This is a genomic window from Brumimicrobium glaciale, assembly GCF_004152935.1.
GTDB classification, from domain to species: domain Bacteria; phylum Bacteroidota; class Bacteroidia; order Flavobacteriales_D; family Crocinitomicaceae; genus Brumimicrobium; species Brumimicrobium glaciale.
Genome location: NZ_SETE01000006.1, coordinates 205,892 through 231,915, shown reverse-complemented (window position 1 = coordinate 231,915; position 26,024 = coordinate 205,892). Strand labels below are relative to the sequence as shown.

Annotated in this window: 32 protein-coding genes; 5 read left to right on the top strand and 27 right to left on the bottom strand. The window is 34.9% G+C overall.

The features are described from left to right. Positions 1-3: 3 nt before the first annotated feature. From rpmD to rpsL, 23 genes are read right to left on the bottom strand one after another with little or no spacing between them, the layout of a single operon-like run. Complete coding sequence (gene rpmD / locus ERX46_RS14475) at positions 4-183, bottom strand: 50S ribosomal protein L30 (protein WP_130094583.1); 180 nt, start codon at positions 181-183, stop codon at positions 4-6. An 11-nt stretch (positions 184-194) separates the two neighbouring features. Further along, entirely contained in the window at positions 195-713 is a 519-nt protein-coding gene (rpsE, locus tag ERX46_RS14470) for a 30S ribosomal protein S5 (RefSeq protein ID WP_130094582.1), read from the bottom strand. A 4-nt stretch (positions 714-717) separates the two neighbouring features. Continuing rightward, entirely contained in the window at positions 718-1,071 is a 354-nt protein-coding gene (rplR, locus tag ERX46_RS14465) for a 50S ribosomal protein L18 (RefSeq protein ID WP_130094581.1), read from the bottom strand. 18 nt (positions 1,072-1,089) lie between these two features. After that, the gene (gene rplF, locus ERX46_RS14460; RefSeq protein ID WP_130094580.1) at positions 1,090-1,641 is read right to left on the bottom strand and encodes a 50S ribosomal protein L6; all 552 of its coding nucleotides are present in this window, start codon (positions 1,639-1,641) and stop codon (positions 1,090-1,092) included. Between the two features lie 21 nt (positions 1,642-1,662). After that, complete coding sequence (gene rpsH, locus ERX46_RS14455; protein WP_130094579.1) at positions 1,663-2,061, bottom strand: 30S ribosomal protein S8; 399 nt, start codon at positions 2,059-2,061, stop codon at positions 1,663-1,665. Between the two features lie 18 nt (positions 2,062-2,079). Further along, positions 2,080-2,349 carry a 30S ribosomal protein S14 gene (gene rpsN, locus ERX46_RS14450; protein WP_130094578.1) on the bottom strand — a complete coding sequence of 90 codons (270 nt, stop codon included), beginning with the start codon at positions 2,347-2,349 and terminating at the stop codon, positions 2,080-2,082. Positions 2,350-2,353: 4 nt separating this feature from the next. Continuing rightward, positions 2,354-2,905 carry a 50S ribosomal protein L5 gene (gene rplE, locus ERX46_RS14445; protein WP_130094577.1) on the bottom strand — a complete coding sequence of 184 codons (552 nt, stop codon included), beginning with the start codon at positions 2,903-2,905 and terminating at the stop codon, positions 2,354-2,356. After that, a complete protein-coding gene (rplX, locus tag ERX46_RS14440; RefSeq protein ID WP_130094576.1) occupies positions 2,905-3,222 on the bottom strand; it encodes a 50S ribosomal protein L24 in 318 nt (105 codons plus the stop codon). Before rplX ends, rplE begins: the two co-directional genes overlap by 1 nt. A gap of 12 nt (positions 3,223-3,234) precedes the next feature. Further along, complete coding sequence (gene rplN / locus ERX46_RS14435; protein WP_130094575.1) at positions 3,235-3,603, bottom strand: 50S ribosomal protein L14; 369 nt, start codon at positions 3,601-3,603, stop codon at positions 3,235-3,237. 10 nt (positions 3,604-3,613) lie between these two features. Further along, on the bottom strand, positions 3,614-3,871 hold the full coding sequence (rpsQ, locus tag ERX46_RS14430; protein ID WP_109359105.1) for a 30S ribosomal protein S17: 258 nt from the start codon (positions 3,869-3,871) through the stop codon (positions 3,614-3,616). 26 nt (positions 3,872-3,897) lie between these two features. After that, positions 3,898-4,092 carry a 50S ribosomal protein L29 gene (gene rpmC, locus ERX46_RS14425; protein ID WP_130094574.1) on the bottom strand — a complete coding sequence of 65 codons (195 nt, stop codon included), beginning with the start codon at positions 4,090-4,092 and terminating at the stop codon, positions 3,898-3,900. Between the two features lie 8 nt (positions 4,093-4,100). Continuing rightward, a complete protein-coding gene (rplP, locus tag ERX46_RS14420) occupies positions 4,101-4,529 on the bottom strand; it encodes a 50S ribosomal protein L16 (RefSeq protein WP_130094573.1) in 429 nt (142 codons plus the stop codon). A 24-nt stretch (positions 4,530-4,553) separates the two neighbouring features. After that, entirely contained in the window at positions 4,554-5,261 is a 708-nt protein-coding gene (rpsC, locus tag ERX46_RS14415) for a 30S ribosomal protein S3 (RefSeq protein ID WP_130094572.1), read from the bottom strand. 3 nt (positions 5,262-5,264) lie between these two features. Further along, on the bottom strand, positions 5,265-5,663 hold the full coding sequence (rplV, locus tag ERX46_RS14410) for a 50S ribosomal protein L22 (protein WP_130094571.1): 399 nt from the start codon (positions 5,661-5,663) through the stop codon (positions 5,265-5,267). Between the two features lie 15 nt (positions 5,664-5,678). After that, positions 5,679-5,957, bottom strand: a complete 279-nt coding sequence (gene rpsS / locus ERX46_RS14405) for a 30S ribosomal protein S19 (protein ID WP_130094570.1) — start codon at positions 5,955-5,957, stop codon at positions 5,679-5,681. Between the two features lie 3 nt (positions 5,958-5,960). Then, entirely contained in the window at positions 5,961-6,785 is an 825-nt protein-coding gene (gene rplB, locus ERX46_RS14400; protein WP_130094569.1) for a 50S ribosomal protein L2, read from the bottom strand. Positions 6,786-6,798: 13 nt separating this feature from the next. Continuing rightward, positions 6,799-7,095 (bottom strand): 50S ribosomal protein L23, encoded by a 297-nt coding sequence (gene rplW, locus ERX46_RS14395; RefSeq protein ID WP_130094568.1) that lies wholly within the window; start codon positions 7,093-7,095, stop codon positions 6,799-6,801. 6 nt (positions 7,096-7,101) lie between these two features. Further along, a complete protein-coding gene (rplD, locus tag ERX46_RS14390) occupies positions 7,102-7,728 on the bottom strand; it encodes a 50S ribosomal protein L4 (RefSeq protein WP_130094567.1) in 627 nt (208 codons plus the stop codon). Beyond that, on the bottom strand, positions 7,728-8,342 hold the full coding sequence (gene rplC, locus ERX46_RS14385) for a 50S ribosomal protein L3 (RefSeq protein WP_130094566.1): 615 nt from the start codon (positions 8,340-8,342) through the stop codon (positions 7,728-7,730). The genes rplD and rplC overlap by 1 nt, the downstream gene beginning before the upstream one ends. 16 nt (positions 8,343-8,358) lie before the next feature. Continuing rightward, complete coding sequence (rpsJ, locus tag ERX46_RS14380) at positions 8,359-8,664, bottom strand: 30S ribosomal protein S10 (RefSeq protein ID WP_107038327.1); 306 nt, start codon at positions 8,662-8,664, stop codon at positions 8,359-8,361. Positions 8,665-8,674: 10 nt separating this feature from the next. After that, positions 8,675-10,783 carry an elongation factor G gene (gene fusA / locus ERX46_RS14375; RefSeq protein WP_130094565.1) on the bottom strand — a complete coding sequence of 703 codons (2,109 nt, stop codon included), beginning with the start codon at positions 10,781-10,783 and terminating at the stop codon, positions 8,675-8,677. 9 nt (positions 10,784-10,792) lie between these two features. Then, entirely contained in the window at positions 10,793-11,263 is a 471-nt protein-coding gene (gene rpsG, locus ERX46_RS14370) for a 30S ribosomal protein S7 (protein WP_130094564.1), read from the bottom strand. Between the two features lie 10 nt (positions 11,264-11,273). Beyond that, positions 11,274-11,648, bottom strand: coding sequence for a 30S ribosomal protein S12 (rpsL, locus tag ERX46_RS14365; RefSeq protein WP_107038330.1), 375 nt, complete (start codon positions 11,646-11,648; stop codon positions 11,274-11,276). A gap of 420 nt (positions 11,649-12,068) precedes the next feature. Between rpsL and ERX46_RS14360 the strand changes: the two genes are divergently transcribed. After that, a complete protein-coding gene (locus ERX46_RS14360) occupies positions 12,069-14,351 on the top strand; it encodes an ATP-dependent helicase (RefSeq protein ID WP_130094563.1) in 2,283 nt (760 codons plus the stop codon). Positions 14,352-14,435: 84 nt separating this feature from the next. Here the strand turns inward: ERX46_RS14360 and ERX46_RS14355 are convergent, their stop codons facing one another. The 4 genes from ERX46_RS14355 to ERX46_RS14340 form a co-directional block, all read right to left on the bottom strand. Next, a complete protein-coding gene (locus tag ERX46_RS14355) occupies positions 14,436-15,815 on the bottom strand; it encodes a PD40 domain-containing protein (protein WP_130094562.1) in 1,380 nt (459 codons plus the stop codon). Positions 15,816-15,958: 143 nt separating this feature from the next. After that, the gene (locus tag ERX46_RS14350; protein ID WP_130094561.1) at positions 15,959-16,855 is read right to left on the bottom strand and encodes an EI24 domain-containing protein; all 897 of its coding nucleotides are present in this window, start codon (positions 16,853-16,855) and stop codon (positions 15,959-15,961) included. An 866-nt stretch (positions 16,856-17,721) separates the two neighbouring features. Beyond that, entirely contained in the window at positions 17,722-19,266 is a 1,545-nt protein-coding gene (locus ERX46_RS14345; protein WP_130094560.1) for a T9SS type A sorting domain-containing protein, read from the bottom strand. 122 nt (positions 19,267-19,388) lie between these two features. Continuing rightward, positions 19,389-19,595 carry a hypothetical protein gene (locus tag ERX46_RS14340; RefSeq protein WP_130094559.1) on the bottom strand — a complete coding sequence of 69 codons (207 nt, stop codon included), beginning with the start codon at positions 19,593-19,595 and terminating at the stop codon, positions 19,389-19,391. Between the two features lie 356 nt (positions 19,596-19,951). Between ERX46_RS14340 and purB the strand changes: the two genes are divergently transcribed. From purB to ERX46_RS14320, 4 genes are all read left to right on the top strand, one after another. Beyond that, entirely contained in the window at positions 19,952-21,295 is a 1,344-nt protein-coding gene (gene purB, locus ERX46_RS14335; RefSeq protein ID WP_130094558.1) for an adenylosuccinate lyase, read from the top strand. A gap of 820 nt (positions 21,296-22,115) precedes the next feature. Further along, positions 22,116-23,735, top strand: coding sequence for a hypothetical protein (locus tag ERX46_RS14330; RefSeq protein ID WP_130094557.1), 1,620 nt, complete (start codon positions 22,116-22,118; stop codon positions 23,733-23,735). Positions 23,736-23,826: 91 nt separating this feature from the next. Then, on the top strand, positions 23,827-24,603 hold the full coding sequence (locus ERX46_RS14325) for a hypothetical protein (RefSeq protein ID WP_130094556.1): 777 nt from the start codon (positions 23,827-23,829) through the stop codon (positions 24,601-24,603). Positions 24,604-24,608: 5 nt separating this feature from the next. After that, positions 24,609-25,823 (top strand): 3-deoxy-D-manno-octulosonic acid transferase, encoded by a 1,215-nt coding sequence (locus ERX46_RS14320; RefSeq protein WP_130094555.1) that lies wholly within the window; start codon positions 24,609-24,611, stop codon positions 25,821-25,823. The last annotated feature ends 201 nt before the right edge of the window (positions 25,824-26,024 follow it).

The following is a 26,024-nucleotide window of genomic DNA, read 5'->3' as shown; positions in this document are numbered from 1 at the left end:
GTTTTACTCAACTACTTCAACTAAGTGTTGAACTTTAGCGATCATACCCATAACTTGAGGAGTTGCTTCCTTTTCGATTGTATGATTCATTCTTCTTAATCCTAATGCTTTTACCGTGTCTTTTTGACGTTGTGTTCGGTTAATAGCACTTCTTACAAGTTTAATTTTTACTGTCTTTGCCATTATAAATTATATTAACCGTTAAACACTTGATCCATGGTAATACCACGTTGTTTAGCTACAGAGAATGCGTCTCTCATTTGAGACAATGCATCGATTGTTGCTTTAACTACGTTTTGTGGGTTTGATGAACCTTGCGATTTTGCCAAAACATTATGGATTCCAGCGCTTTCTAATACAGCACGCATTGCACCTCCTGCAATAACACCTGTACCTTCTGATGCTGGCTTGAGTAAAACTCTTGCTCCACTAAATTTACCTTTCTGTGTGTGTGGCACAGTATTGTTAATGATTGGAACACGAATTAAGTTCTTTTTCGCATCATCAATTCCTTTAGAAATTGCTTCAGTTACTTCATTTGCTTTACCTAATCCTTGACCTACAATTCCGTTTTCATTACCAACCACTACGATTGCAGAGAAACTGAACGTACGCCCACCTTTAGTTACCTTTGTAACTCTATTAATTCCTACTAACTTGTCTACAAGTTCTAAGTCAGCTGGTTTAACGCGATTATTAATATTTGCTGCCATTTTCTTAAAGTTTTAGTCCGCCTTCTCTTGCTCCATCAGCAAGTGATTTTACTCTACCATGATATAAATAACCATTACGGTCAAATTTCACAGCTTCAATGTTCGCTTTAATCGCTTTTTCAGCAATTAATTTACCAACATATTTTGCTTGATCGATCTTCGGAAGGTTTTCACATTCTTTTTGTCCTTGAGATGAAGCAGAAACTAAAGTCTCTCCTTTCAAGTCGTTGATTACCTGTGCGTAAATTTGCTTATTACTTCTGTACACAGTCAATCTTGGAAGTGTCTCAGTACCCGTCAAATTCTTACGGATACGTTTTTTAATTTTAGCTCTTCTAGCTATTTTACTAAATGCCATTTTTTCTTAAGTTTAAGGTTATTTACCTGCGGCTTTACCTGCTTTTCTTCTTACATACTCCCCTTGGAAGCGGATACCTTTTCCTTTGTATGGTTCAGGTTTACGGAAGGAACGAACTTTGGCTGCTACGTGTCCTAACAGTTGTTTATCAAATGACTCTAAAGTCACAACTGGTGGTTTACCTTTTGCGGTTTCTGCAGATACCTTAACTTCTTGCGGAATTTCGAAAACAATAGGGTGAGAATGCCCTACTGACATTGTCAGCATTTGACCTTGAGCCTCAGCTCTAAAACCAACTCCTATTACTTCTAATACCTTCTTAAACCCTTCCGATACTCCTTGAACCATATTACTAACCAAAGATCTTGAAAGACCGTGTTTAGCACGTGTTGCTGGGGCGTCTGATGCGCGGTTAAATGTGATCGTATCATTCTCGATTTGAGCAGTGATTTCTGGATCTAATAGATGAGTTATCTCACCTTTAGGGCCTTTCACTGTCACGAGTTGTCCATCCATTTTAATTTCTACTCCACTCGGGATACTTACTGGGGATTTACCTATCCTTGACATTGCTTATTACTACTTTTAAAATTAATAAACGTAACAAAGAACTTCACCACCAACTTTTTGTACTCTCGCTTCTTTATCTGTCATCAAACCTTTTGATGTAGATATAATTGCGATTCCCAAACCGTTTAATACACGTGGCAATTCTTTTGAATTACTATACTTTCTTAATCCTGGAGATGATACACGTTGCAATTTCGTAATTGCAGGTACTCTCGTCGATGGATTATATTTAAGTGCAATCTTAATTACTCCTTGTTTATCGTCCTCTTCAACTTTATAGTTAGCGATATATCCTTTTTCAAAAAGAATTTTCGCCATTGCTACCTTAGTGTTTGAAGATGGCATTTCAACAACTTTCTTAGTTACACTGCTCGCATTTCTGATGCGAGTTAAAAAATCTGCTATTGGATCTGTATTCATATTTTCTAAACTATAAGATTACCAACTTGCTTTTTTAATTCCTGGTATTTTACCAGAAAGAGCCATTTCTCTAAAAGTCACCCTTGAAAGTCCAAATTGTCTCATATAACCTCTTGGACGACCAGTTAGGTTGCAACGATTGTGCAATCTAACTTTTGATGAATTAGCTGGCAATTTTTGAAGACCTTCCCAGTCACCAGCATCCTTAAGCGCTTTACGCTTATCAGCATACTTAGCGACCATCGCTTCTCTTTTGCGCTCACGCGCTTTCATTGATTCTTTTGCCATTTTCTTACTTTTTTGTAAACGGAAATTTGAACGCGTCTAATAACGCTTTTGCTTCTTCGTCAGTATCTGCTGAAGTAACAAATGTAATATCCATTCCTAAAATTTTATTTACTTTATCGATATCGATTTCCGGGAAAATAATATGTTCTTTAACTCCCATATTAAAATTACCACGTCCATCAAAACCTCTTGCCGGTACTCCTTTGAAGTCACGTGTACGAGGAAGAGCAACTGAAATCAGTCTATCTAAAAATTCATACATGTTATCTCCACGAAGAGTAACTTTAGTTCCAATTGGCATTCCTTTTCTTAACTTAAAGTTAGAAACGTCTTTCTTTGAAACTGTCGCAATAGGTCTTTGTCCTGTAATTGCAGTAATATCTTCGATTGCTCCATCAATGATTTTCTTATCAGCAACTGCTTCTCCAATACCTTGAGATAAAATAATTTTCTCAATTCTTGGTACACGCATTACAGATTTGAAACCGAACTGTTCTTGCAAAGCAGGAACTACTTCCTCTTTGTACTGCTTTCTAAGTCTTGGTGTATAACTCATTACTTAATTTCTTCTCCTGATTTCTTAGCGAATCGAACTAGCTTTCCATCCTTGTTTTTCTTACGACCAATTCTCGTTGGTTCGTTATTGAAAACAAGCATGAGGTTGGATATATGGAGTCCCGCTTCTTTCTCCACAATACCACCTTGAGGGTTCGCTGCATCTGGTTTAGTGTGACGTTTTACAACGTTGACACCTTCCACAAGCACGCGCTCTTTATTTCTGTCTATTGATAGGACTTTTCCGTCCTGACCACGATGCTCACCGCTAATAACTTTTACGGTGTCACCTACTTTTATGTGTAATTTCTTTTGCATGATCTTAAAGTTTTAAAGCACTTCAGGTGCTAATGAAACAATCTTCATGTAATTCTTATCACGTAGCTCTCTTGCTACTGGTCCAAAAATACGAGTTCCTCTCATTTCATTTGCTGTGTTTAATATAACAACAGCATTATCATCGAATCGAATATAAGACCCATCAGGACGACGGATTTCTTTTTTCGTTCTTACTACCACAGCCGTAGCTACTTGTCCTTTTTTGACATTACCAGAGGGCATTGCGCTCTTGACAGAAACCACTATTTTATCTCCAATAGAAGCGTAACGACGTTTTGTACCTCCGAGAACTCGGATACACAATACTTCTTTAGCGCCACTATTGTCGGCTACTGCAAGTCTTGATTCTTGTTGTATCATTTCTTAATGATTATTTGGCTCTTTCTAAAATTTCTACTAATCTCCAATTCTTTGTCTTAGACAAAGGTCGGCACTCACGTATACGAACTGTATCACCTATGTTACAGTCGTTTTTTTCGTCGTGGGCTACAAATTTAGTAGATTTTTTAATAAATTTACCATATTTCAGGTGTTTTACTTTTCGTTCAACTGTAATTACGATAGATTTCTCCATCAAATCACTAGTTACAACACCAGTTCTTTCTTTTCTTAAATGTTGATTTTCCATATCAAGGCATTTTCTAAATTGCGAGCTTAAGCTTGCTTGTTTCTTTTAGTCAATTCCGTATTCAATCTTGCGATTGTCTTTCTCAGCGACTTAATTTGCATTGGATTCTCTAAAGGAGACACTTTATGTGTCAACGATATTTTACCAATTTTTTCAGTTGTTGTGTCAAGACGATCTTTAAGATCGTTTAGGGACAATTGAGTGATTTCTTCTTGTTTCATTTGTTTTATTATTTTCCTGGAACTACATAATCGTTACGTGTAACGAATTTACATTTTACAGGAAGCTTTTGTGCTGCTAAACGAAGAGCTTCTTTTGCTGTTTCGTAAGACACTCCATCTGCTTCAAATAAAATACGTCCTGGCTTAACAACAGCAACCCAGTGACTTGGTGCACCTTTCCCTTTACCCATACGCACCTCTGCAGGTTTAGACGTAACAGGCTTATCTGGAAAAATACGAATCCAAACTTTACCTTCTCTCTTCATGAATCGAGTAACGGCGATACGTGAAGCTTCGATTTGTCTGGATGTAATCCATGCTGGTTCCAAGGTTTTTAGTCCAAAAGATCCAAAAGCAACAGTACTTCCTCTATGAGCAATTCCTGTGTTTCTTCCCTTCTGCGCTTTTCTAAATTTGGTTTTCTTTGGTGATAACATCTTTCAGTACTTTTTAAGTATTAATTATTTTTTCTTTCTCTTAGGACCGCCACGGCGACCACCTTTCTTTTGAGACTCAAGCCCAATGTTAGGTGAAAGATCACGTTTACCAAAGATCTCACCTTTACAAATCCATACCTTAATACCGATACGACCGTAAGTTGTGTGAGCTTCAGCTAATGCATAATCAATATCTGCTCTAAATGTATGCAATGGAGTTCTTCCATCTTTATACATCTCGTCACGTGCCATTTCAGCTCCGTTCAAACGACCAGATATCTTAACTTTGATTCCTTCTGCACCCATTCTCATAGTAGAAGCAACTGACATTTTGATAGCTCTTCTGAAAGAGATACGTGCTTCGATTTGACGTGCAATGTTATCCGCAACTAAATGAGCATCCAATTCTGGACGTTTGATCTCAAATATATTGATTTGGATTTCTTTGTTTGTCAACTTCTTTAACTCTTCTTTCAGCTTATCTACCTCTTGACCACCTTTACCAATAATCACTCCTGGACGTGAAGTATTGATAGTAACTGTAACCAACTTTAAAGTTCTTTCGATAATAATTTTAGAAATACTAGCACGTGATAAACGGGCATTTAAGTATTTTCTAATCTTATCGTCCTCAACAATTTTATCCGCATAGTTAGATCCTCCGTACCAGTTGGAATCCCAACCGTGGATGTAACCTAATCTATTTCCTATTGGATTAGTTTTTTGTCCCATTTCCTAATTTTTAACTCCGTCCACAACTATACGTACGTGGTTGGATCGTTTTCTAATTCTATTCGCTCTACCTTGAGCCCTTGGTTGAATTCTCTTCAACATTCCGGCTTGTGAAACTTCAATAGTTTTCACAATTAACTCTTCATCTTCCAAGCTTTTATCTTCGTTTTTCGCTTCCCAGTTTGCAATTGCTGAACGCAATAACGTTGAGAGGCTTTTTGAAGCTTCCTTTGGATTATGTTGTAGTATATTTAGCGCCTTATTTACTTCTACTCCACGAACAAGATCAGCAACTAATCTCATTTTTCTTGGAGCAATAGGGGAATTATTAAGTGATGCAAAAGCGATCAACTTATTTTCTTCCTTTCTTTTATCGGCTTTAATTCTTTTTCTAGCACCCATGATCTGAAGTTTTAGTTATCTTCTTTTGTCTTTTTTATTACCGCCATGTCCTCTGAAGCTACGCGTTGGTGCGAATTCTCCAAATTTATGCCCTACCATATTCTCAGTACAAAACACTGGTATAAATTTATTACCATTGTGTACTGCTATTGTGAATCCAACAAAATCAGGAGTAATTGTAGAGGCACGAGACCAAGTTTTAATTACACTCTTAGATTTTGAGGACTGTGCTGTTTCCACTTTTTGCACTAACTTATAGTGCACAAATGGTGGTTTCTTTAATGACCTACTCATATCCTATTTCTTTCTTTTCTCGATGATAAACTTATCTGAATATTTCTTAGCAGAACGTGTTTTGTATCCTTTTGCAGGAATACCATTACGCGATCTTGGATGTCCACCTGAGTGACGACCTTCACCACCACCCATTGGGTGATCTACAGGATTCATCACTACCCCTCTAACACGAGGACGACGGCCTAACCATCTTGAACGACCCGCTTTACCAGAAACAGACAAACTGTGATTGTGGTTCGATACCGCACCGATAGAAGCTAAACAAGTAGTTAAGATCATACGAACTTCACTTGATGGCATTTTTAAAATACCAAATTTACCTTCTCTAGCTATAAGTTGAGCAGATGTTCCAGCACCACGTGCTATAACACCACCTTTTCCAGGTGTCATCTCAACATTATGAACAGTTGTTCCTAGAGGAATGTCAGCGATATACATCGCATTACCTGTATTAGGTGTAGCATTCTTTCCAGACAAAACAGTGTCCCCAACTTCTAATCCCTCCGGCGCAATAATGTAACGCTTCTCACCATCTTTGTAGAAAAGTAAAGCAATATTTGCTGTACGATTTGGATCGTACTCAATACTTTTAACTGTAGCAGGAATATCCGCTTTATCTCTTTTAAAGTCGATAATACGGTACTTCTGCTTGTGACCACCTCCGATATAACGCATTGTCATACGACCAGAATTGTTACGTCCACCTGACTTCTTTCTAGAAGCTAGTAGGGACTTTTCTGGACTTGACGTCGTAATTTCAGAATAATCACTGATGAGTTTGTGTCTCTGCCCTGGAGTTGTAGGCTTGAATTTTTTAAGACTCATTTCTTTTAATTAATTAAACATTAGTAAACAGATCAATCGTCTCTCCTTCTGCAACAGTTACAATAGCTTTTTTGAATTTGCTACTGCGCTGCTCAACGATACCTTTGTTAGTAAATTTAACAGAGGGTTTTCCACCGCCATAATTCATGGTGCGAACAGCTTCCACTGATACGCCATACATGTTCTCGACGGCCTTTTTAATTTCAATCTTATTAGCTCTATGGTCTACTACGAAAGTGAAACGATTGTTCATTTCGCTATCCATAGTAGCCTTTTCTGTAATAAGAGGTTTTTTAATAATTGTGTTCATCACCAATTAGTTTAAAATCTTTTCAATTACGTCAACTGCATCTTTTGCAATTACAACTTTTCTTGCATTCAACACATCGTAAGTGTTAAGTGAGTCAGCAGAAACAATTTTAGTGTTCTTAAGGTTTTTTGCTGATTTGTAAGCATTATCGCTTTCATTTCCAACAACAAACAATACTTTCTCATTCTCCAATTTCAACGCTGTCAAAACTGATAAAAACTCTTTTGTTTTTGGTGTGTCAAACTTAAGTCCATCAAGAATTAAAATATTCTCTTCTTTCGCCTTAAGAGACAATGCAGATCTTCTCGCTACTCTTTTCAACTTAATGTTAAGTTTGAAACGGTAGTTTCTTGGACGTGGTCCAAAAGCACGACCTCCACCTCTAAAGATTGGACTCTTAATAGAACCAGCACGTGCTGTACCTGTTCCTTTTTGCTTTTTAATTTTTCTAGTACTTCCAGTGATGTCAGCTCTTTCTTTAGACTTGTGCGTTCCTTGACGTTGATTCGCCAAGTATTGCTTTACATCTAAGTAAATTGCGTGGTCATTTGGTTCAATTCCGTAAATTGAATCAGACAATGTTACTTTGTCTGAAGTAGCTTTACCTTTTGTATCTAATACTTTTGCTTCCATTACTTCTCAATTATTACTGTTGAACCTTTAGCTCCTGGGATAGAACCTTTAACTACTATAATGTTTTTGTCGGCAAGAACCTTAATTACCTCAAGGTTTTCAATAGTAACTCTATGGTTACCCATTTGACCCGCCATTTTCTTCCCTTTGAAAACTCGACCTGGCGTTGAAGCCATCCCGATAGATCCTGGAGCTCTTCTCATGCTCTTTTGACCGTGAGAAGTTTCAGATCCATGAAATCCGTGACGTTTTACAACACCTTGGAAACCTTTACCTTTTGAAGTTCCTGAGATATTAACTAACTCACCTTCGACAAACATTGCTGCATTAACTACTTCTCCAGCTTTTAAGTCTTGCTCGAAACCATCGAACTCAACTAAATCACTCTTAGGAGTAGTATTTGCTTTTTTAAAGTGACCTTTCAAGGCATTAGGAGTGTTTTTTTCTTTACGCTCTCCAAAACCAAGTTGGATGGCATCATAACCATCTCTGTCACTTGTTTTAACCTGTGTTACTACACAAGGACCAGCTTCTATCACTGTGCATGGTGTTGCCTTACCCTCGACACTGTAGACACTAGTCATTCCGACTTTTCTTCCAATAATTCCTGGCATTCTTTCTTAATTATAATTAAACTTTAATTTCTACATCAACACCACTTGGTAACTCTAAACGCATTAGAGCATCAACAGTTTTTGAAGACGAACTATAGATATCTAACAATCTCTTGTAAGAACATAATTCGAACTGCTCACGTGCTTTTTTGTTAACGTGTGGTGACTTTAATACAGTATAAATTCTCTTGTGCGTTGGAAGAGGAATTGGTCCACTAACAACAGCTCCAGTTGTTTTTACTGTTTTAACGATTTTCTCAGCTGACTTGTCAACCAAGTTGTAATCGTATGACTTTAATTTTATTCTAATTTTCTGACTCATTACTTATAGATTAAGCGTTGACATTTCCTTTAATTTTTGCGACAACTTCGTCCGCAATGTTCTTTGGACAAACATCGTAGTGTGAAAACTCCATTGTTGAGTTAGCACGACCTGATGAAAGTGTTCTCAAAGTAGTAACATATCCAAACATTTCTGAAAGTGGAACGATTGCTTTCACAACTTTTGCTCCTGAACGATCATCCATTCCTTGCATTTGTCCACGTCTTCTATTTAAATCCGCTACAACATCCCCCATATTTTCTTCTGGAGTAACAACTTCAAGCTTCATAATTGGCTCAAGAAGTTGTGGCTTTGTTTTAGGAACAGCATGACGATAAGCCATTTTTGCTGCTACCTCAAACGATAGAGAATCTGAATCGACTGCGTGGAAAGATCCGTCTAACAATTCTACTTTTAAAGAATCCATAGGATAACCAGCTAGAACACCATTTTTCATAGCAGTTTCAAAACCTTTTTGAACTGATGGAATGTATTCACGAGGAACGTTACCACCTTTAATGCTATTAATGAATTCTAAACCTGTTTTTTCATCGTCCGTCTGTGGGCTAATTCTAACAACAATGTCAGCAAATTTACCACGACCACCAGATTGCTTTTTGTATGTCTCTCTATGTTCTACTTCAGCAGAAATTTGTTCTTTGTAAGAAACTTGTGGTTCACCTTCGTTCACCTCAACTTTAAACTCACGCTTTAAACGCTCAATAAGAACCTCAAGGTGCAATTCTCCCATTCCTGAGATAATCGTTTGTCCTGAGTCATCATTTGATGTAATTTGGAATGTTGGATCCTCTTCAGCTAATTTATTCAAACCAATTGAAAGTTTATCAACATCAGCCTTTGTTTTAGGCTCGATAGCGATACCAATAACTGGAACTGGGAAAGACATTGACTCCAATACGATAGGATGTTTTTCATCACATAAAGTATCACCAGTACGAATATCTTTAAATCCAACTGCTGCTCCGATATCACCACAATCCAACATTTCTATTGAATTTTGTTTACTTGAGTGCATTTGGAACAAACGAGAGATACGCTCTTTTTTGTTAGTACGTGTATTGAATACATAAGAACCAGCAGGAATTTGTCCTGAGTAAGTTCTAATGAAACATAAACGACCTACGAATGGATCAGTAGCAATTTTGAATGCTAATGCTGACATTGGCTCTTCAATAGTTGGTCTTCTCTTCTCCATCTCCCCAGTATTTGGGTTAGTTCCTTCGATTGCTTCAACATCCAAAGGTGAAGGCAAGAATGCCATAACCGCATCTAAAAGTGTTTGAACACCTTTATTTTTGAATGCAGAACCACACATGATTGGGGTAATTGCCATGCTTATTGTAGATTTTCTAATCGCAATCATCATTTCTTCTTCAGAAATTGATTCTGGATCTTCGAAAAACTTCTCCATCAAAGCATCATCAGACTCAGCTACAGTTTCAATAAGGTAGTTTCTGTATTCCTCAACTTGCTCCAACATATCCTCTGGGATAGGAACTTCTGTCCAAGTCATTCCTAAATCTTCCTCATTCCAAACAAATGCTTTGTTTACAATAAGGTCAACAACACCTTTAAATGTTTCTTCAAAACCAATTGGTAATTGAAGAGGAACTGGCGTACCTCCTAATCTTTCCTTAATTTGCTTTACAGTTCCTAAAAAATCTGCACCTGCACGGTCCATTTTATTTACGAAACCAATTCTTGGCACACCGTACTTATCAGCTTGTCTCCAAACCGTTTCCGATTGTGGTTCAACACCTGATGCAGCACAAAATAATGCAACTGCACCATCCAAAACACGCAATGAACGCTCTACCTCTACAGTAAAATCAACGTGACCTGGTGTATCAATAATATTAAGCTTATATTCTTTGTCTAAATAAGTCCATGAAGCAGTTGTTGCAGCAGAAGTAATGGTAATACCTCTTTCTTGCTCTTGCTCCATCCAATCCATAACGGCTGCACCATCATGAACCTCACCTATTTTATGGCTAATTCCTGTATAATAAAGAATACGCTCCGTAGTTGTGGTTTTCCCAGCATCTACGTGCGCCATAATTCCGATGTTTCTTGTATATTTTAAATCTCTTTTTGCCATAACTTCAATTTAGAATCTGAAATGAGAGAATGCTTTATTGGCCTCAGCCATTCTTAAAGTATCTTCTTTTTTCTTGTAAGCACCACCTTCTTCTTTAGAAGCTGCAATAAACTCATTTGCTAAACGCTGAGCCATTGTTTTCTCGTTACGCTTACGAGAGAAAGTAATCATCCACTTCATAGCTAATGATTGTTTTCTTCCTTCACGAACAGGAGTAGGTATTTGGAAAGTTGCCCCACCAACACGTCTACTTCTTACTTCTACACTAGGAGTAATGTTTTCGATTGCTTTTTTAAACACGTCCAAACCTACTTGGTCTTCCAATTTACTTTCAACGATGTCAATTGCATCATAAAAGATTTTGAAAGAAGTGTTTTTCTTACCGTCAAGCATTAAGTTATTTACAAACTTAGTTACTTGTACGTCATTAAATTTTGGATCTGGAAGGATCTCAATTTTTTTGGCCTTTTTTCTTCTCATGACTTACGTTTTATTTTTTAGGTCTTTTAGTACCATACTTAGAACGACGTTGTGTTCTACCTTCAACACCCGCGGTATCTTCTGCACCACGAACGATATGATATCGAACACCAGGAAGGTCTTTTACTCTTCCTCCTCGAACCAATACCATCGAGTGCTCTTGAAGGTTGTGACCCTCTCCACCGATGTAAGCATTGACTTCTTTACCATTTGTTAAACGTACTCTGGCTACTTTTCTCATAGCTGAGTTAGGCTTCTTAGGTGTAGTGGTGTACACACGCACACATACTCCTTTACGCTGCGGACAAGAATCAAGTGCTGCTGACTTGCTCTTTTTGACCGGCGCAGTTCTTCCCTTGCGCACTAACTGTTGTATAGTTGGCATATTTTTACATTAAATTTTTACAATAAATACTCCCTCAAAACGACTTTAAGGGTTGCAAAAATAAATATATTAATTTAGAATCCAATAGATAATGAAGAAAACTTCCTTATTTTTAACAAAGAGGTGTTGATTAAATTTCTTTGTTTTGCCTTTTCAGGCTTTTACTTTCTGTTTTTGGGTACAGAAAAAGTTTTTATTTGATTTGTTTGTGGTGTAAAGAAATTATAAAAACTATAAAGTTTATATTTTTAGCAAGGCAAATATAATTATTATTTGGAATAAATTAAAAAATAGAGGGGATTTTTTAAGAAATACCACGAGCGAGCTCGAGGTAGCTTTTTTATCTTAAAAATCTTACAGCAGAAATAAAAGAAATATAAAACGCTCACAACATCAAAGGTTATTTTTATCTTTGTTCTTATGGATTATTTAGACGGATTAAATGAGAGTCAACGACAAGCTGTTGAACATATTGATGGACCAATGATGGTGATTGCAGGAGCAGGTTCTGGAAAAACTAGGGTCCTCACCTACCGTATTGCTCATCTTTTAAGAAACGGTGTTGACTCGTTTAGTATTCTGGCACTTACCTTTACCAATAAGGCGGCTAAGGAAATGAAGGAACGTATAAATTCTATTGTTGGTGGAAATGAATCCATGAATATCACAATGGGAACATTTCACTCTGTTTTTGCACGTATATTGAGATACAATGCTGATAAATTAGGTTATCCGTCTAATTTCACAATCTATGATACGCAAGATTCAAGAAGCTTAATTAAGTCTATTGTAAAAGAGTTTGGATTAGATGAAAAAGTCTATAAATCCAACGCTGTTCAATCTCGAATTTCTAGCGCTAAGAATAATCTTATTTCTCCGAATGCTTATGAAGCAAATGTGGAAATTGTTTCTGAGGACAGAATGTCAAGAAAACCAGAAATCTTTAGAATTTATAAGGAATATGCTAAAAGATGTTTTCAAGCTGGTGCAATGGACTTTGATGATTTATTATATCAAACAAATGTTTTGTTAAGAGACTTTCCAGATGTCTTGCATTTTTATCAACAGAAATTCAAATATGCATTGGTTGATGAGTACCAAGATACAAACTACTCGCAATATTTAATTGTGAAAAAATTGGCAGCGGTTTATGAAAATATTTGTGTTGTTGGAGATGATGCGCAAAGTATTTATTCATTCCGTGGAGCGAACATCGAAAACATTCTGAATTTCAAGAAAGATTATCCAGATTTTAAAATGTTTAAGCTGGAACAAAATTATAGAAGTACGAGCAATATTGTGAATGCTGCAAACAGTATAATTAAACGAAACAAAGATCAGATTCAGAAAGATGTTTGGACTTCTAATGCTGAAGGTGGAAAAATTAATATTATCCGTTGCTTAACAGATAACGAGGAAGGTCGTGTGATTACGAATAAGATTTTCGATATTAAACAAGGGGAAGGAGCAGATTATAAAGATTTCGCGATTTTATACAGAACAAATGCACAATCAAGGTCTTTTGAGGAGTCCTTAAGAAAACTGAATTTACCTTATAAAATATATGGAGGTCTTTCGTTTTACCAAAGAAAGGAAATTAAAGATTTAATTGCTTATTTCAGGCTATCGGCAAATCCCAAAGATGAAGAAGCATTGAAGCGTGTGATCAATTATCCGAAAAGGGGAATTGGTAAAACGTCAATGGACAGTGTAATTTTAGCTGCTCGTCAATATGATGTTTCTCTTTGGGATGTGATTTCTGATTTTCAAAGGTATCCTGTTTCAATTAGTTCTGGAGCGAGAAATAAGATGGCTCAATTTGCATTGAAGATTCAAAGTTATTCAGCTCAAATGGAAACTTCTCCAGCTTATGATTTGGCAAATAATGTTGCACAGTCTTCTGGAATTTTGAAAGACCTTTATGACGATAAATCACCTGAAGGTGTAACGCGCTATGAAAACATTCAGGAGTTATTGGCCGGGATTAAGGAATTTTCTGTTCAACAAGAAGAGAAAGACGAAATAGGAACTTTAAGTGATTTCTTAATTGATGTTGCTTTATTAACCGATGCAGATAAAGCAACCGAAGAAGACAAAAACACGATTACATTAATGACCATTCACGCATCGAAAGGATTAGAGTTTCCGCATGTGTTTATTGTAGGACTAGAGGAAAATTTATTTCCTTCTCAACTTTCGTTGACTTCCAGGACAGAATTGGAAGAAGAACGTCGTTTATTCTATGTTGCCGTTACAAGAGCTGAAAAGACGTGTACATTGTCTTATGTAGTGAGCAGATACCGCTGGGGGCAGTTAGTTACTGCGGAACCAAGTAGATTCATTGACGAAGTAGATAAAAAATTCGTAAGTCATGAAAATGAAACAAGGGGTCGTTCTGGTGGGAAATCACTAAGTGGTTATCAAAGACCATCCGAAGAAAGAACACAAGGTTTTGGAATGATGGGTGGCGGAAAACGCAATCTTAAAACAATGAAAGAAGCGACTTCTGCTCCAGCAAAAAGTGGCGGCGGAACAACCGATAATTTAAAAGTAGGATTCAACGTTGAACATGACCGTTTTGGAAAAGGAAAAGTAACCGCTTTGGTGGGTGCTGGATCAGATCAAAAAGCAACGGTTTTCTTTCCAAGAGTTGGACAGAAGACATTGATTTTGAAATTTGCGAAGCTGACAATTGTGGAGTAGATAATTACGAATTAGAGGAATTACGAATTAGAGACCAAGACCACGAGGTACAAACTCGCGGTAACTTGGTTTTAAAATTCGTAATTATTTGGAAGTTGGTATTCTCCAATTCTCGATTATTATTTCATAAATATCTAAACTAGATTTATCACCTTGAATTCTATAAGTTGACACTACTGCTTTTTTCAGTTGTTCATAGTATTTAAAGAAAAGGTCATCATTTACGGTATTAAAATCAGCTCCTAGATTGATTGGTTTAGTCCATTCGTTTCCTTTGTTTTCAGTAACGTAAATATCATAACCTCCCATTCCTTTGTGTCCTTCTGATGAGAAAAACAAAAAGCGACCATCTGGAGTAATGAATGGCGTTGTTTCATTGTTTTTAGTATTTACAGTCATAGGTAATTTTTGAGCTGTCCCCCAATCTCTTCCTACTTTATAGACAACATAAATATCTGACTGTGATCTCTCACCATCTCTATCACTCATAAAGTACATCGTATTTCCATCTTGTGTTAAAGTTGGTGCACCATCAAAAAATGAAGTGTTTATGGATTTATTTTGAATTGCTCTTGGAGAGTTCCATCGGTCTTCTTTTGATTTCTTAGCAACACAGATATCAGAACTTCTGGTTTGATTTCTAACATCCGCAACAGAAGTATTAACTGTAAGATAAACTTCTGATCCATCAGCAACAATGTGACTAATCGCATCGAAACCTTCGGTATTTAGTCTCCCTAAATCATTGGTAGAATTTCCCCAATTGTTAGTTGTATCATTCCATTTTGAATAATAAATATCTTCAAAATAGCGCTGGTCATCAGGATTCACATTGCCCCCTTTGGTATCTGGTCTTCTTGAAACAAAAAATGCTTCTTTCCCATCATTGGAAATTACCATGTTGTAGTCATCATAGCCAGAGTTGACTTTGTCATTTAACAGATTTCTTTCAAACAAAGATTCAAGTTTAGAAACCGAATCAGCAAACTTTAACTCGTCTAATAAACCATCGATGTTGTATACTTTATTCTTGGCATTGGAAAGTAAGCCTTGAGCTTTCACGTAATTCATTGCAGCGGAATCAATGTTATTCTGACGGTGATATGATTTACCCATTAAGTAAAGTAAATCTCCATCTACCCCACTTGTTAAACCTTCAGCAATTCTAGCATACTTTAATGCATATCCAAAATTATCCATTTTATAATGCGATTCCCCTATCCAATAAGCCGCTTTTGAACTGTATTGATCTCTAACATATGCCTCCCGAAATCTTCTTAATGCATCTCTGGTTTTTCCACGAGAGAATTCTTTTTTACCTTCTTCCAAAAAGTATAATGAAGTTGTTCTGTCAATTATAGAAGAAGTAGAATCAGGGGGTAAAACCTCACAATTTAACTCAGCAGTTTCTGCATGGGAGATAAAAATGAAAGAGGAAAACAAAAGTGTATAAATCAGTTTCATAAGTAATAATAGTGTTAAATATCTAATATTTTATTCGGAATTATCAATCTTTCTATAAACATAAAAAGATTTCGATATTCCAAACCAAAGATAAAAAAATGTATGAAGAGAAGACGTTTTTATAAATAGAATAATCCTGTTTTCTACTCATCCAATTCATTATCAACGGATTTTAATTCAATTTCATCATTGTTGGCATATATATTTGAGCTTAAATCGACCAAATCATGCATTGCAATTGTGGCGGCCACTATAGTTAATATAGGAGCAATTGAAGCCAGCATCCAAAGTGAAAATTGAAATATACTTGTTCCAATGGTCTCAAAAGGATGATCTAAAAAGCCCGTGTAATTAACCATTTCACCTAAATCTACTGGAACTAAAATAAATATAGAATAAATACTTCCAATGGCGATTGCCAAGCCTCTGTGATTTCTAATGAAATGAATACTTTGATCGATGTCTAATCTTCTTCTTTCATTGATATAATCGATAAAACTAAATCCATAATAAAAGAACCCAATAGCAAAAGTGAGATAGAAAAATGGTGATTTATGCACTTCATCCCAACCTAATGCAGAGACAATAAGAATGAGCAGAAAAAAGACATACTCCCACATTACGTTTCTCATGGCAATCCGCAAACCTCGTTTTACATCGTGCAAGGTTTGTTGTAAACTGAATGGATATTTATTATTGGTCAGCTTCTTTTCTACGACCTGCGAAATGATTGATAACATAGGAGAAAGTAAAACAACGACTATGTATTTGGCAAATTTCATTAAGATTAAACCTATTGAAATACTCAACAACATTTTCAAGAGAAACCAAATTGTCTCATTCATATTTCCACATGCCAAACACCCTTCTTCAGCTGACCAATCGGCTTGCCAAGAAGCGAATTGACTTCCAACATAATAAATGAGTAACATTAAAAGTGCTGGAATTGGCATGTACCAATACAGCTTATGTGTTTTGATAAACCCAATAGCTTTCCAATAGCTTCGTATGCCTAAAGCGAAATGTTTGAAGAATTTCATTAAAGATTTTAAATTATTCCCCAAATGTAAGAAGTATAAATTTTATGATGCCCTAATTAGAAGATCAAAATTAGAGTAGAAAACTACTTAGGTATTCAATAGTTTTTTAAGATAGCATTCGGTGTATTATTTACACACTTTTGCAGAGCTTGTCGAAGTGAACCTGACGAAGTAGAGAAAAAAGAGTTTTATGATTATAAGCTATCCGAACTTTCTATAATTAAAAGCGAATTACAAGTAAGTGGTTCTATATGATTTTGTGTGAGTAGTTTTAAAATCTATGGTTTTAATTGAAGATAAACGATTGTTTATTTAGTTCTACTTTTATTTAAATGGATACTTTCTATTAAAAATCTAATTCGCTTAATTTTATAAACACCTGTTGCTTAAGTATTTATCATTATAATTCCCAGAGGGACGGCATATTAATAGGGATGGACGTAAGTCCATCCGCCAAACGATACAAACCGAAACAAAACCCAACAAAATCGACCTAATTGCATGCAATTAGGTCGATTTTGTATTATATCTATTTGTTTTAAACCAAGGACTAACGTCCTTGGCTATTAATATGCCGTCCCGCCTGGACTAACCAATTGAAATACAGACCACCATATGCTTACTTGTAAAAAGTAAATAATTATTTTGATAAATACTTTAAAATACAACTCGTGCAGGTTACAGTTAAATTCGTAGTAGAACTATTAATTTTTCGAAGGATTAAAATTGATTACCCTAAGTATTTCATATGGAGCCAAGTAAGTTTTTCATGTTAAACCTCGATATTCATCTGGAATAAAGCAATATATACCACTCTATAAAAATCCGAAAATTCGCGAATCATTTTCCTAACCAATGCAAGGTTTTTATTGCTTAATAAGACTAATCGTTTTAGATACTTTTTTTTCTGATGAATAAAACTTAACGAAATAAATCCCTTTACTTAAATCTAGCCTAATCTCTCTATTGGTTTGCTTATCAATTTCATTGGCCTCCATTATTGTTTCTCCCATAGCGTTATAAATAGTGTAAGTCAATTTATGCTCGCTATTATTGACAATATTCAAGTATTCGTCTCCTAACGGATTTGGTCCTAATGAAATTCGGATATCATTTTTAAAATCTTCTATCACATTACCAGCTAATTCATTTACTTTAAATTGAACAATAACAGGTTTATTCCAATTACCACCTTCATCATAATAACCTGTGGCAATTATTTTACCATTATCGTTTGAATGCACTGCATTTAGAAGTTCGTAATCAGTACTTATTAAATCCGTATAAATTCCATTATTCATAAATGCAGAATCTATAGACCCATCACTATTTAAACCTATAGCAAACAATTTCATTTTATTTGTAGCCGCATCGCCAGAGTTTCCAACAATAACTAACTTATTATCTCCATAGAAAGCACTATATATCCCATACGTATCCTCACCTGAAATATTAATCATAAATTCCCCATTAACCCCAAAAGAAGCGTCTTTTTCACCTGTTGGAAGTAGTCTTGTAGCATAAGTATTTATCTTGCCGGTTAACGTGTCAAAAGAAAAACCTACATTGATTATTTTCGAATCTTCTTGAACTAAGCTCTGATAAGGCATAGCATATATATACTGCGTATTTAAAGCGAGTTCATTACTAAAAGGAACATCTTCGCTTCCATTTTCTAATAAACGTATAATATTAGGGGAGAAAGAATTTTCTTCATATCCCGTTAAAATAATTTTATTATCAGGCTGTACGGTAACTCCTCTGCATACATCTACTCCACCAAAATCCTTTTCTACCACACCATTTATTCCAAAAGTGCTATCAATAATTCCGTTGGATAAAAATCGTGCGGCAAAAAAATCATAATTTGTATTACTCTTATGAATATAACCGGCTAAAATAATTTTATCACCTTGAATAGTGACTGTTCTACCATAATAATCCTTTGAAGAATAAGAAATATCATTATAACCAGTTTGGTTAAAAGTTGAATCTAAACTACCATTTTCATTAAACCGAATAACAATTCCTCTTACATTTCCTTGAGAATAATATTGACCCGCTAAAACAATTTTTCCATCGTCTTGTAAAACCATTGAATAAGGAAAGCAAGTTGCTAATGAACTTACTATGTTTATTCCTGTTGAATTAAAAGCTGAATCCAAATCACCATTTGGCAAATATCTACTCACAAACGGATAAGTATTATTTAGTGATTGACTATAAGTAGCACCACATATCAAAACTTTATTATCAGGTTGAATTGCAGATAAAAGACTTTGGTCATCAGACCCTGCGGCAATTTCTAATTTATTAATTCCATTTATTACATAACTGGAGTCTAAACTAACTGTCTGTCCATAAGAACTAAAAATGGTAAGTATTGTTAAGAAAGCAATGATATTTTTCATAATTCCGTGTTTAATTTAAAAAACAAATATAGGCTATCACGCTAGCTTCCAAAGAAAAATATATTTTTTCTAAGTACACAAATATCTATTCATATACATCTCTAATCTTATTTCACCGTAAATTAAGATAAATCAAGGTAATTATTAAACATAAACCCTAAACCTTGCATATTTAACGAATGTGAACCGTCACTTGGCCAAAGATTTGGGTCTATACCTAATGCTGTGAGCGTAGATTTATGGGTAAACTTTTCATTTAAGTTGGTTAGAGCTCCAAGTCCAGAGTGGGAGACATCTGTGAATTTTAAAATATTTTCTCCCCCTTTCATATAAGACCCTGATGCTTAATTAATTTCTTGCATTTGTTTAATATTAACAATGTGGTCTACTGTATATAGAGTAATACTCCATACTTTTTGAATGATAAGAAGGTACGTTCTTTTCTACAGGAAAAGAGAATAAGACCAATAAGCATTATTAAACACAGATTTTCCATAAAGTAGGAACGTATAATCTCACCAAAGTAAGACAAACCAATACAAAACTAAATGATTTAACAATTATGGCTTTAGGATTTAGGCTCTGCATAAATGCGAAAGAATATAGCTTAGCACCATTTTACCTGAATTCACACTAATTTAGTATCTTTGCATTTTTTAATATTGAATATTTTAATAATAGCGCAATGGAATTAAATACACTCACTGCAATTTCTCCAATTGATGGAAGATACCGAAGAAAAGTTGAAGAACTAAGCCCTTACTTTTCAGAATTTGGATTGATAAAATACAGGGTTTTGGTAGAGATTGAGTACTTTATCGCAATGGTAAATTCTGGAGTTGCGCCATTGGCAGATTTTCCTAAAGACAAGTTTGATGATTTGCGTTTGATTTACAAAAACTTCACTGAAGAGGATGCGCTTGTAATTAAGAAAACGGAAAGAACAACGAATCATGACGTTAAGGCGGTTGAATATTTCGTAAAAGAAAAATTGGAAGCACTTGGATTATCGAAGCACTTGGAATTTGTTCATTTTGGATTAACATCACAGGACATCAACAACACTGCTGTTCCTTTATCAATGATGGAGGCAGTTAATGAAGTTTATTTGCCTGCATTAGATGATGTATTGTCATTGTTAGAAAAATATTCAGCAGATTGGAAGAACATTCCTATGTTGGCAAAAACACATGGTCAACCTGCTTCTCCAACGCGTCTTGGAAAAGAGATTTTGGTTTTTCATGAAAGACTTTCTATTCAAATTGCACAATTGAAAGCAGTTCCTTTTTCAGCTAAATTTGGTGGAGCAACAGGAAACTTAAATGCACATCATGTTGCTTTTCCTAATGATAATTGGGTAGCATTTGCAAATCATTTTGTGAGTGAACATTTGGGATTATCAAGAAGTCAAACCACAACTCAAATTGAGCATTACGATAATTTAGCAGCACTATTTGATGCGATGAAACGTATCAATAGTATTTTGATTGATTTAGATCGCGATATGTGGACTTACATTTCAATGGATTATTTTAAGCAAAAATTGAAAGAAGGAGAAGTTGGGTCGAGTGCAATGCCGCACAAAGTAAATCCAATTGATTTTGAAAATTCTGAAGGAAACTTAGGACTTTCAACCGCGCTTTTGGAACATTTATCAAGTAAATTACCAATTTCAAGATTACAAAGAGATTTAACGGATTCAACAGTTTTAAGAAATGTTGGTGTTCCATTAAGTCATTCTTTAATTGCATTCAAATCGACATTGGCTGGACTCGAAAAATTATTGATTAACGAAGCTGCAATTGATGCTGATTTAGAAAATAACTGGGCAGTTGTTGCAGAAGCAATTCAAACGATTTTGAGAAGAGAAGGTTTTCCAAAACCTTATGAAGCTTTAAAAGGATTGACACGTAAAAATGAGAAAGTAACGAAAAATACTGTTCATGCATTTGTGGATACGTTGAATGTTTCGGATGAAATTAAGAAAGAGTTGAAAGCGATTACTCCACAGAACTATACCGGAGTTTAGTATTTGTTAGAAAACTCCAAATACTGCGTTATGCTTGTTTTAAATTGTAGTCATTTATAAAAATAAACTCCTACAATTTAAAACTTCACAAGCCTTGTCTTTGAAGTTTTCTAATCAAATACTTGGAAGTATCGAGATGACATTGGAGTTTTATTGATTTTAGAATATTTCTCTGCTTTCAAAAGGGAATCTCGTTGACTTCGTTGACTAGCTTGTCGAAGGCGTCGAAGGCAACATTTATAAAAATAAACTCCTACAATTTAAAACTTCACAAGCCTTATCTTTTAAGTTTTCTAATCAAATACTTAAGGATATTGAGAAATCTTAAAATTTTAGAATAATGAATTTTCTAAAATAAAAAAGGATATTCCTTTCATACCAACAAGATCCCTCGAATAAATTCTTTTATCAACTTGTTGTAAAAGAATTTATTCGAGGGATGACAATCTTATCAGGGAGGTCATTTGAAAAAAGTAGAAAAAAAGTTGATGCTATGCATCGACTTTTTTTCTACTTTTTTCACCCAAATCCATCCTTACTATGTCATCCTTTAATCAAAATAAATCTTTGATTTTATTGATTGAAGGATCTTTCTGGAAAGCGAAGCCAAATAATAGTTAAATTGAAAGTTTTAATGGTTTTCACCTTAGTCAAATGGTTGCTGCTCGATTTAACATCAAAAAAAACAAATCAATTATAGAAACGTGTTCAAACTGAGTTTGGGCACTTTTTTCATTTTTGGTAGAGAAACAGCGTTGAATGTAATTTGAGAATAGTATATTCGTTAACGAGACTAAATTTAGAGTTCTCAATATTAGAAATGCAAAATACTCTTCAACATTTTATCGTTCTTATCATCTTCAGCTTTTTGGGGAGATTATCTTTCGGTCAAGTGATCGCTGATTATAATGATATTTCAATTTTCTTTGGTGATAAACAAAAGTCAGGAGCTAACATTGAGGATTTCATAAAAACGAAATCAAACAATTTACTTTGCGTACAAAATGAACTTTCGTTTTTCAATATCTTCTCTAGAAACAGTTCAAAATATTCATTCAGCTATATCACCGATTATAAAATACCAGCAACCCACCCAATTACTTTCTATGGAAATGGAAAGAAGTCTAGTCTGACACACTATACTGTTTTGGGAGACAATGCACTAGGTATTTCTGTGCAAACCACTTTTATGAAGAAGGAGCAGAAGATATATTATCACTTCATTGATCTGTCCTCCCAAGGAAAATCGAATCATGGTTTTTCATTACAGGATTATTTTGCTTTTCATAATGAAATAGATCTATCACAAATAACTTTGGTAAGCAGTGAGAATAAGAAATATGCTTCAATGATTTATGTTCATCAAGGATCTCCAGAAAATTACAGAAGCATAAAATATTTGAATTTCAAAGTGGGCTCACCATTGCCTCAAAGTGGTAATTTCATCTATCCATTTCCTACAAAAGAATATGAGTTTTTAGATTTTTATATTAAAGATGAGCATACTCAATTTATCATTTCTGGACATTATTCTGAATCTTCTCTTGCTAACAGTTGGATTAATAAACAAAATTATTTTAAATCCATAACCATTGGAAAGTTAGCCAATCAAGCATTCAAATATGAAACTTTAGAAGATAAAGGGATATTTTATACTGAAATTGGTCTTTACAATACTGGTGATCAAATTCTTTTAAGTGGATTATATTCTCCATTTATAGATGGAAAAGTGGAAGGTGTTTTTACTGCAACAATAAACAACGAAGGAAAAATCAGCAACAAAAAATACACTTCATTTTCAAATGAAATAAAAACATCAATTTCAGGATTCAGTTTAAACTTTTTAAATGACCAAAGCACTATCAAAAATGAATATGCTGGATTCGACCTCATTGATTTTCAATCCACAGATAATGGATACATTGGAATTGTAGAGTTTAATGCATTAGAATATAGATATGGCAGCGCAGATGTTCCAGGAGCAACCAATACAGTTGACTCCTATTTTTGGAGTAACGACATAATTGTTTTTAAACTCAACTTAAAAGGTGAAATGGATTGGGACAGGATAATTCCAAAATATCAAAGATCTATAAATGACGGCGGTTATCATTTATCGAATGCAGCCTATTTAAGTCCAGAACAGCTACATCTATTTTTTAATGACAATCAATTAAATTATAATGAAGATGGTGCTTACAACCAAAATGGTGACCTTCCAATTGCAGCACAATTTAATTCTGGAAAAAACACAATTGCACATGTGAGTTTAAGACTAGAAGACGGATACATAAATAGAAAAAGTACTATCGGAAAAGAAGAAACCGACTTATTGTTCGTTCCTCTATTGGCACGACCATTTACACAAACGAAAAAACTAATGATTTATGGAAGATCAGGGAATAAACAAAGAATAGGAAGTATTAGTTTCCACGATTGATTTTAAACCTGTAAACCATTATTAAAGTTTAAATAATATTGAACCGATAATTTGCTCGTTCTTTATACTTTTGTAAATAGAAAAACACACAATGAATAATAAAATATTTTCAATAACAAAACAACTCTTTTTAATACTGGCTTTTATGCTTGGATTAATAGTAAATGCACAAAGAGATGTTACAGAAGCAATTTCGACTCCTTATGTTGGAATCCATTACGGTCCAAACTGGACAGGTGGAGACTTGAAAGATCGCTATGGTTTTACCAATGCTTTAGGAACTCACGCAGGATATAAAACCAAAAAAAATTGGATTTATGGAGTGGATGGAAATTTCTTTTTTGGGAACGACGTAAATATTGACGGAATAATTCAGAACTTAATGGATGACAAAGGTCAAATAATTAATACTTCTGGAACACCAGCGATTGTTCTATTAATGAATAGAGGATTTAACGTAAATGCATCAGTTAGTAAGATATTCCCCATTTGGAAATCGAATGCAAATTCTGGAATTATGATACAACTTACGGCAGGATATTTATGGCATAAATTAAGAATTGAAACACAGGAAGACGAAGTCCCACAACTACAAGGTGAATATTTAAAGGGGTATGATAGATTGACAATAGGTGCGAATACATCCCAGTTTATTGGTTATAGTTATATGGCCAATCGGGGTATTTTCAACTTTTATGGTGGAGTATATTTACAACAAGGATACACAGTAAATCAAAGAGATATATTTTGGGACCATCCCAATGAAAAAGTAAGTAAAGATTTGCGTATTGAACAAATGTTTGGATTAAGAATTGGTTGGTTAATTCCAATTTACAAACGTCAAGTTAAAGATTACTACTTCAACTAATTTATATGCTTTACACATTCGGCATATATTTTTACGGCTTTTTATTAAGAATTGGATCTCTATTTCATCCAAAAGCCAAAAAATGGGTCAACGGACGTAAAAATTTTTGGAAGAATATTCCAGATCTCGAAAATGAGAATGTAATTTGGTTTCATTGTGCTTCTTTAGGGGAATATGATCAAGGCAAACCAATTATGGAAGCTTGGAAGAAAGAGCATCCCAAAGATTTCATTTTAATCACTTTTTTTAGTCCGTCTGGATATGAGAATGTCAAAGATAAATCTGTTGGAGACTTCACTTGTTATCTGCCACTTGACACCAAAAAGAATGCTAGGAAGTTCATGAAGCATTTTCATCCCTCCAAGGTGTTTTTTATTAAATATGAAATTTGGGTGAATCACCTAAAAGCCGCAAAAAAGAGTGGTGCAAAAATCTATTCAGTCAGTGCTTCTTTTCGCAAAAATCACCGTTTCTTTAAATGGTATGGTGGAACGTTCAGAAATGCACTTTTCCTATTTGATCATATTTTCGTGCAATATGAATTGAGTAAATCTTTATTGTCTAAGGTTGGAATTAACAACGTTACTGTTTCTGGAGATACACGTTATGATCGCGTTGCACAAAGAGCTGCTGAAGAAAAGCAAAATGAGATTATTGCACCTTGGGCAGAAAACGAATACATCTTTGTGATGGGAAGTTCATGGCCAGCAGATGAGGAAATGATTATTCCTTACATAAACGATTACAAAATCAATACGAAGGTCATTATTGCACCGCATGAAGTAAATAGGCCGCACATTCAGCAAATTGAAGACCGATTAAAGGTAAATTATCAATTGTACACGAATATTCAGCAAGGGGAATCGTTAAAACGCCATACACAGGTTCTCATTCTCGATTGTATTGGCGTATTAGCGGATGCCTATAGATATGGAAACATTGCTTATGTTGGCGGAGGATTTGGAACAGGATTACACAACATACTTGAACCTGCTTCATTTGGTTTACCTGTTATTTTCGGCCCAATTCATAAGAAATTTCCAGAAGCTCAAGAGTTTATAAATGCTGAAATAGGTAAGAGTTGCGATGAAAACAAATCATTTTTTGAAGCTTATTCGACTTTCAAAAAGAATGAAGAAATCAAGGTTAAAGTAAAAGATTTTATTGAAGAAAAACGAGGCGCCACATTGATTGTAATGCAGGCATTACGATCACAGTAGAGCGTTTTGAGTAAGGAGTATTGAGGACGAAATCAATTACAATTTTCTTTAGAATACTAATGGGTTTTAAATTCAGCTTGGGTTAATTTATTTTGGTCTACTGATTTTTAGGCTTCTATTTGATACTATTAAAAAGAGCTCTCCTGACAGGACGCATTGCTTGATATAGTATTTCTCCTGTCAAAACCATCTGACATTGTT

Bases quoted from the DNA above. Each gene is read 5' to 3' on its own strand.
- rpmD (WP_130094583.1), bottom strand. From the start codon at position 183: ATGGCAAAGACAGTAAAAATTAAACTTGTAAGAAGTGCTATTAACCGA.
- rpsE (WP_130094582.1), bottom strand. From the start codon at position 713: ATGGCAGCAAATATTAATAATCGCGTTAAACCAGCTGACTTAGAACTT.
- rplR (WP_130094581.1), bottom strand. From the start codon at position 1,071: ATGGCATTTAGTAAAATAGCTAGAAGAGCTAAAATTAAAAAACGTATC.
- rplF (WP_130094580.1), bottom strand. From the start codon at position 1,641: ATGTCAAGGATAGGTAAATCCCCAGTAAGTATCCCGAGTGGAGTAGAA.
- rpsH (WP_130094579.1), bottom strand. From the start codon at position 2,061: ATGAATACAGATCCAATAGCAGATTTTTTAACTCGCATCAGAAATGCG.
- rpsN (WP_130094578.1), bottom strand. From the start codon at position 2,349: ATGGCAAAAGAATCAATGAAAGCGCGTGAGCGCAAAAGAGAAGCGATG.
- rplE (WP_130094577.1), bottom strand. From the start codon at position 2,905: ATGAGTTATACACCAAGACTTAGAAAGCAGTACAAAGAGGAAGTAGTT.
- rplX (WP_130094576.1), bottom strand. From the start codon at position 3,222: ATGCAAAAGAAATTACACATAAAAGTAGGTGACACCGTAAAAGTTATT.
- rplN (WP_130094575.1), bottom strand. From the start codon at position 3,603: ATGATACAACAAGAATCAAGACTTGCAGTAGCCGACAATAGTGGCGCT.
- rpsQ (WP_109359105.1), bottom strand. From the start codon at position 3,871: ATGGAAAATCAACATTTAAGAAAAGAAAGAACTGGTGTTGTAACTAGT.
- rpmC (WP_130094574.1), bottom strand. From the start codon at position 4,092: ATGAAACAAGAAGAAATCACTCAATTGTCCCTAAACGATCTTAAAGAT.
- rplP (WP_130094573.1), bottom strand. From the start codon at position 4,529: ATGTTATCACCAAAGAAAACCAAATTTAGAAAAGCGCAGAAGGGAAGA.
- rpsC (WP_130094572.1), bottom strand. From the start codon at position 5,261: ATGGGACAAAAAACTAATCCAATAGGAAATAGATTAGGTTACATCCAC.
- rplV (WP_130094571.1), bottom strand. From the start codon at position 5,663: ATGGGTGCTAGAAAAAGAATTAAAGCCGATAAAAGAAAGGAAGAAAAT.
- rpsS (WP_130094570.1), bottom strand. From the start codon at position 5,957: ATGAGTAGGTCATTAAAGAAACCACCATTTGTGCACTATAAGTTAGTG.
- rplB (WP_130094569.1), bottom strand. From the start codon at position 6,785: ATGAGTCTTAAAAAATTCAAGCCTACAACTCCAGGGCAGAGACACAAA.
- rplW (WP_130094568.1), bottom strand. From the start codon at position 7,095: ATGAACACAATTATTAAAAAACCTCTTATTACAGAAAAGGCTACTATG.
- rplD (WP_130094567.1), bottom strand. From the start codon at position 7,728: ATGGAAGCAAAAGTATTAGATACAAAAGGTAAAGCTACTTCAGACAAA.
- rplC (WP_130094566.1), bottom strand. From the start codon at position 8,342: ATGCCAGGAATTATTGGAAGAAAAGTCGGAATGACTAGTGTCTACAGT.
- rpsJ (WP_107038327.1), bottom strand. From the start codon at position 8,664: ATGAGTCAGAAAATTAGAATAAAATTAAAGTCATACGATTACAACTTG.
- fusA (WP_130094565.1), bottom strand. From the start codon at position 10,783: ATGGCAAAAAGAGATTTAAAATATACAAGAAACATCGGAATTATGGCG.
- rpsG (WP_130094564.1), bottom strand. From the start codon at position 11,263: ATGAGAAGAAAAAAGGCCAAAAAAATTGAGATCCTTCCAGATCCAAAA.
- rpsL (WP_107038330.1), bottom strand. From the start codon at position 11,648: ATGCCAACTATACAACAGTTAGTGCGCAAGGGAAGAACTGCGCCGGTC.
- ERX46_RS14360 (WP_130094563.1), top strand. From the start codon at position 12,069: ATGGATTATTTAGACGGATTAAATGAGAGTCAACGACAAGCTGTTGAA.
- ERX46_RS14355 (WP_130094562.1), bottom strand. From the start codon at position 15,815: ATGAAACTGATTTATACACTTTTGTTTTCCTCTTTCATTTTTATCTCC.
- ERX46_RS14350 (WP_130094561.1), bottom strand. From the start codon at position 16,855: ATGAAATTCTTCAAACATTTCGCTTTAGGCATACGAAGCTATTGGAAA.
- ERX46_RS14345 (WP_130094560.1), bottom strand. From the start codon at position 19,266: ATGAAAAATATCATTGCTTTCTTAACAATACTTACCATTTTTAGTTCT.
- ERX46_RS14340 (WP_130094559.1), bottom strand. From the start codon at position 19,595: ATGAAAGGGGGAGAAAATATTTTAAAATTCACAGATGTCTCCCACTCT.
- purB (WP_130094558.1), top strand. From the start codon at position 19,952: ATGGAATTAAATACACTCACTGCAATTTCTCCAATTGATGGAAGATAC.
- ERX46_RS14330 (WP_130094557.1), top strand. From the start codon at position 22,116: ATGCAAAATACTCTTCAACATTTTATCGTTCTTATCATCTTCAGCTTT.
- ERX46_RS14325 (WP_130094556.1), top strand. From the start codon at position 23,827: ATGAATAATAAAATATTTTCAATAACAAAACAACTCTTTTTAATACTG.
- ERX46_RS14320 (WP_130094555.1), top strand. From the start codon at position 24,609: ATGCTTTACACATTCGGCATATATTTTTACGGCTTTTTATTAAGAATT.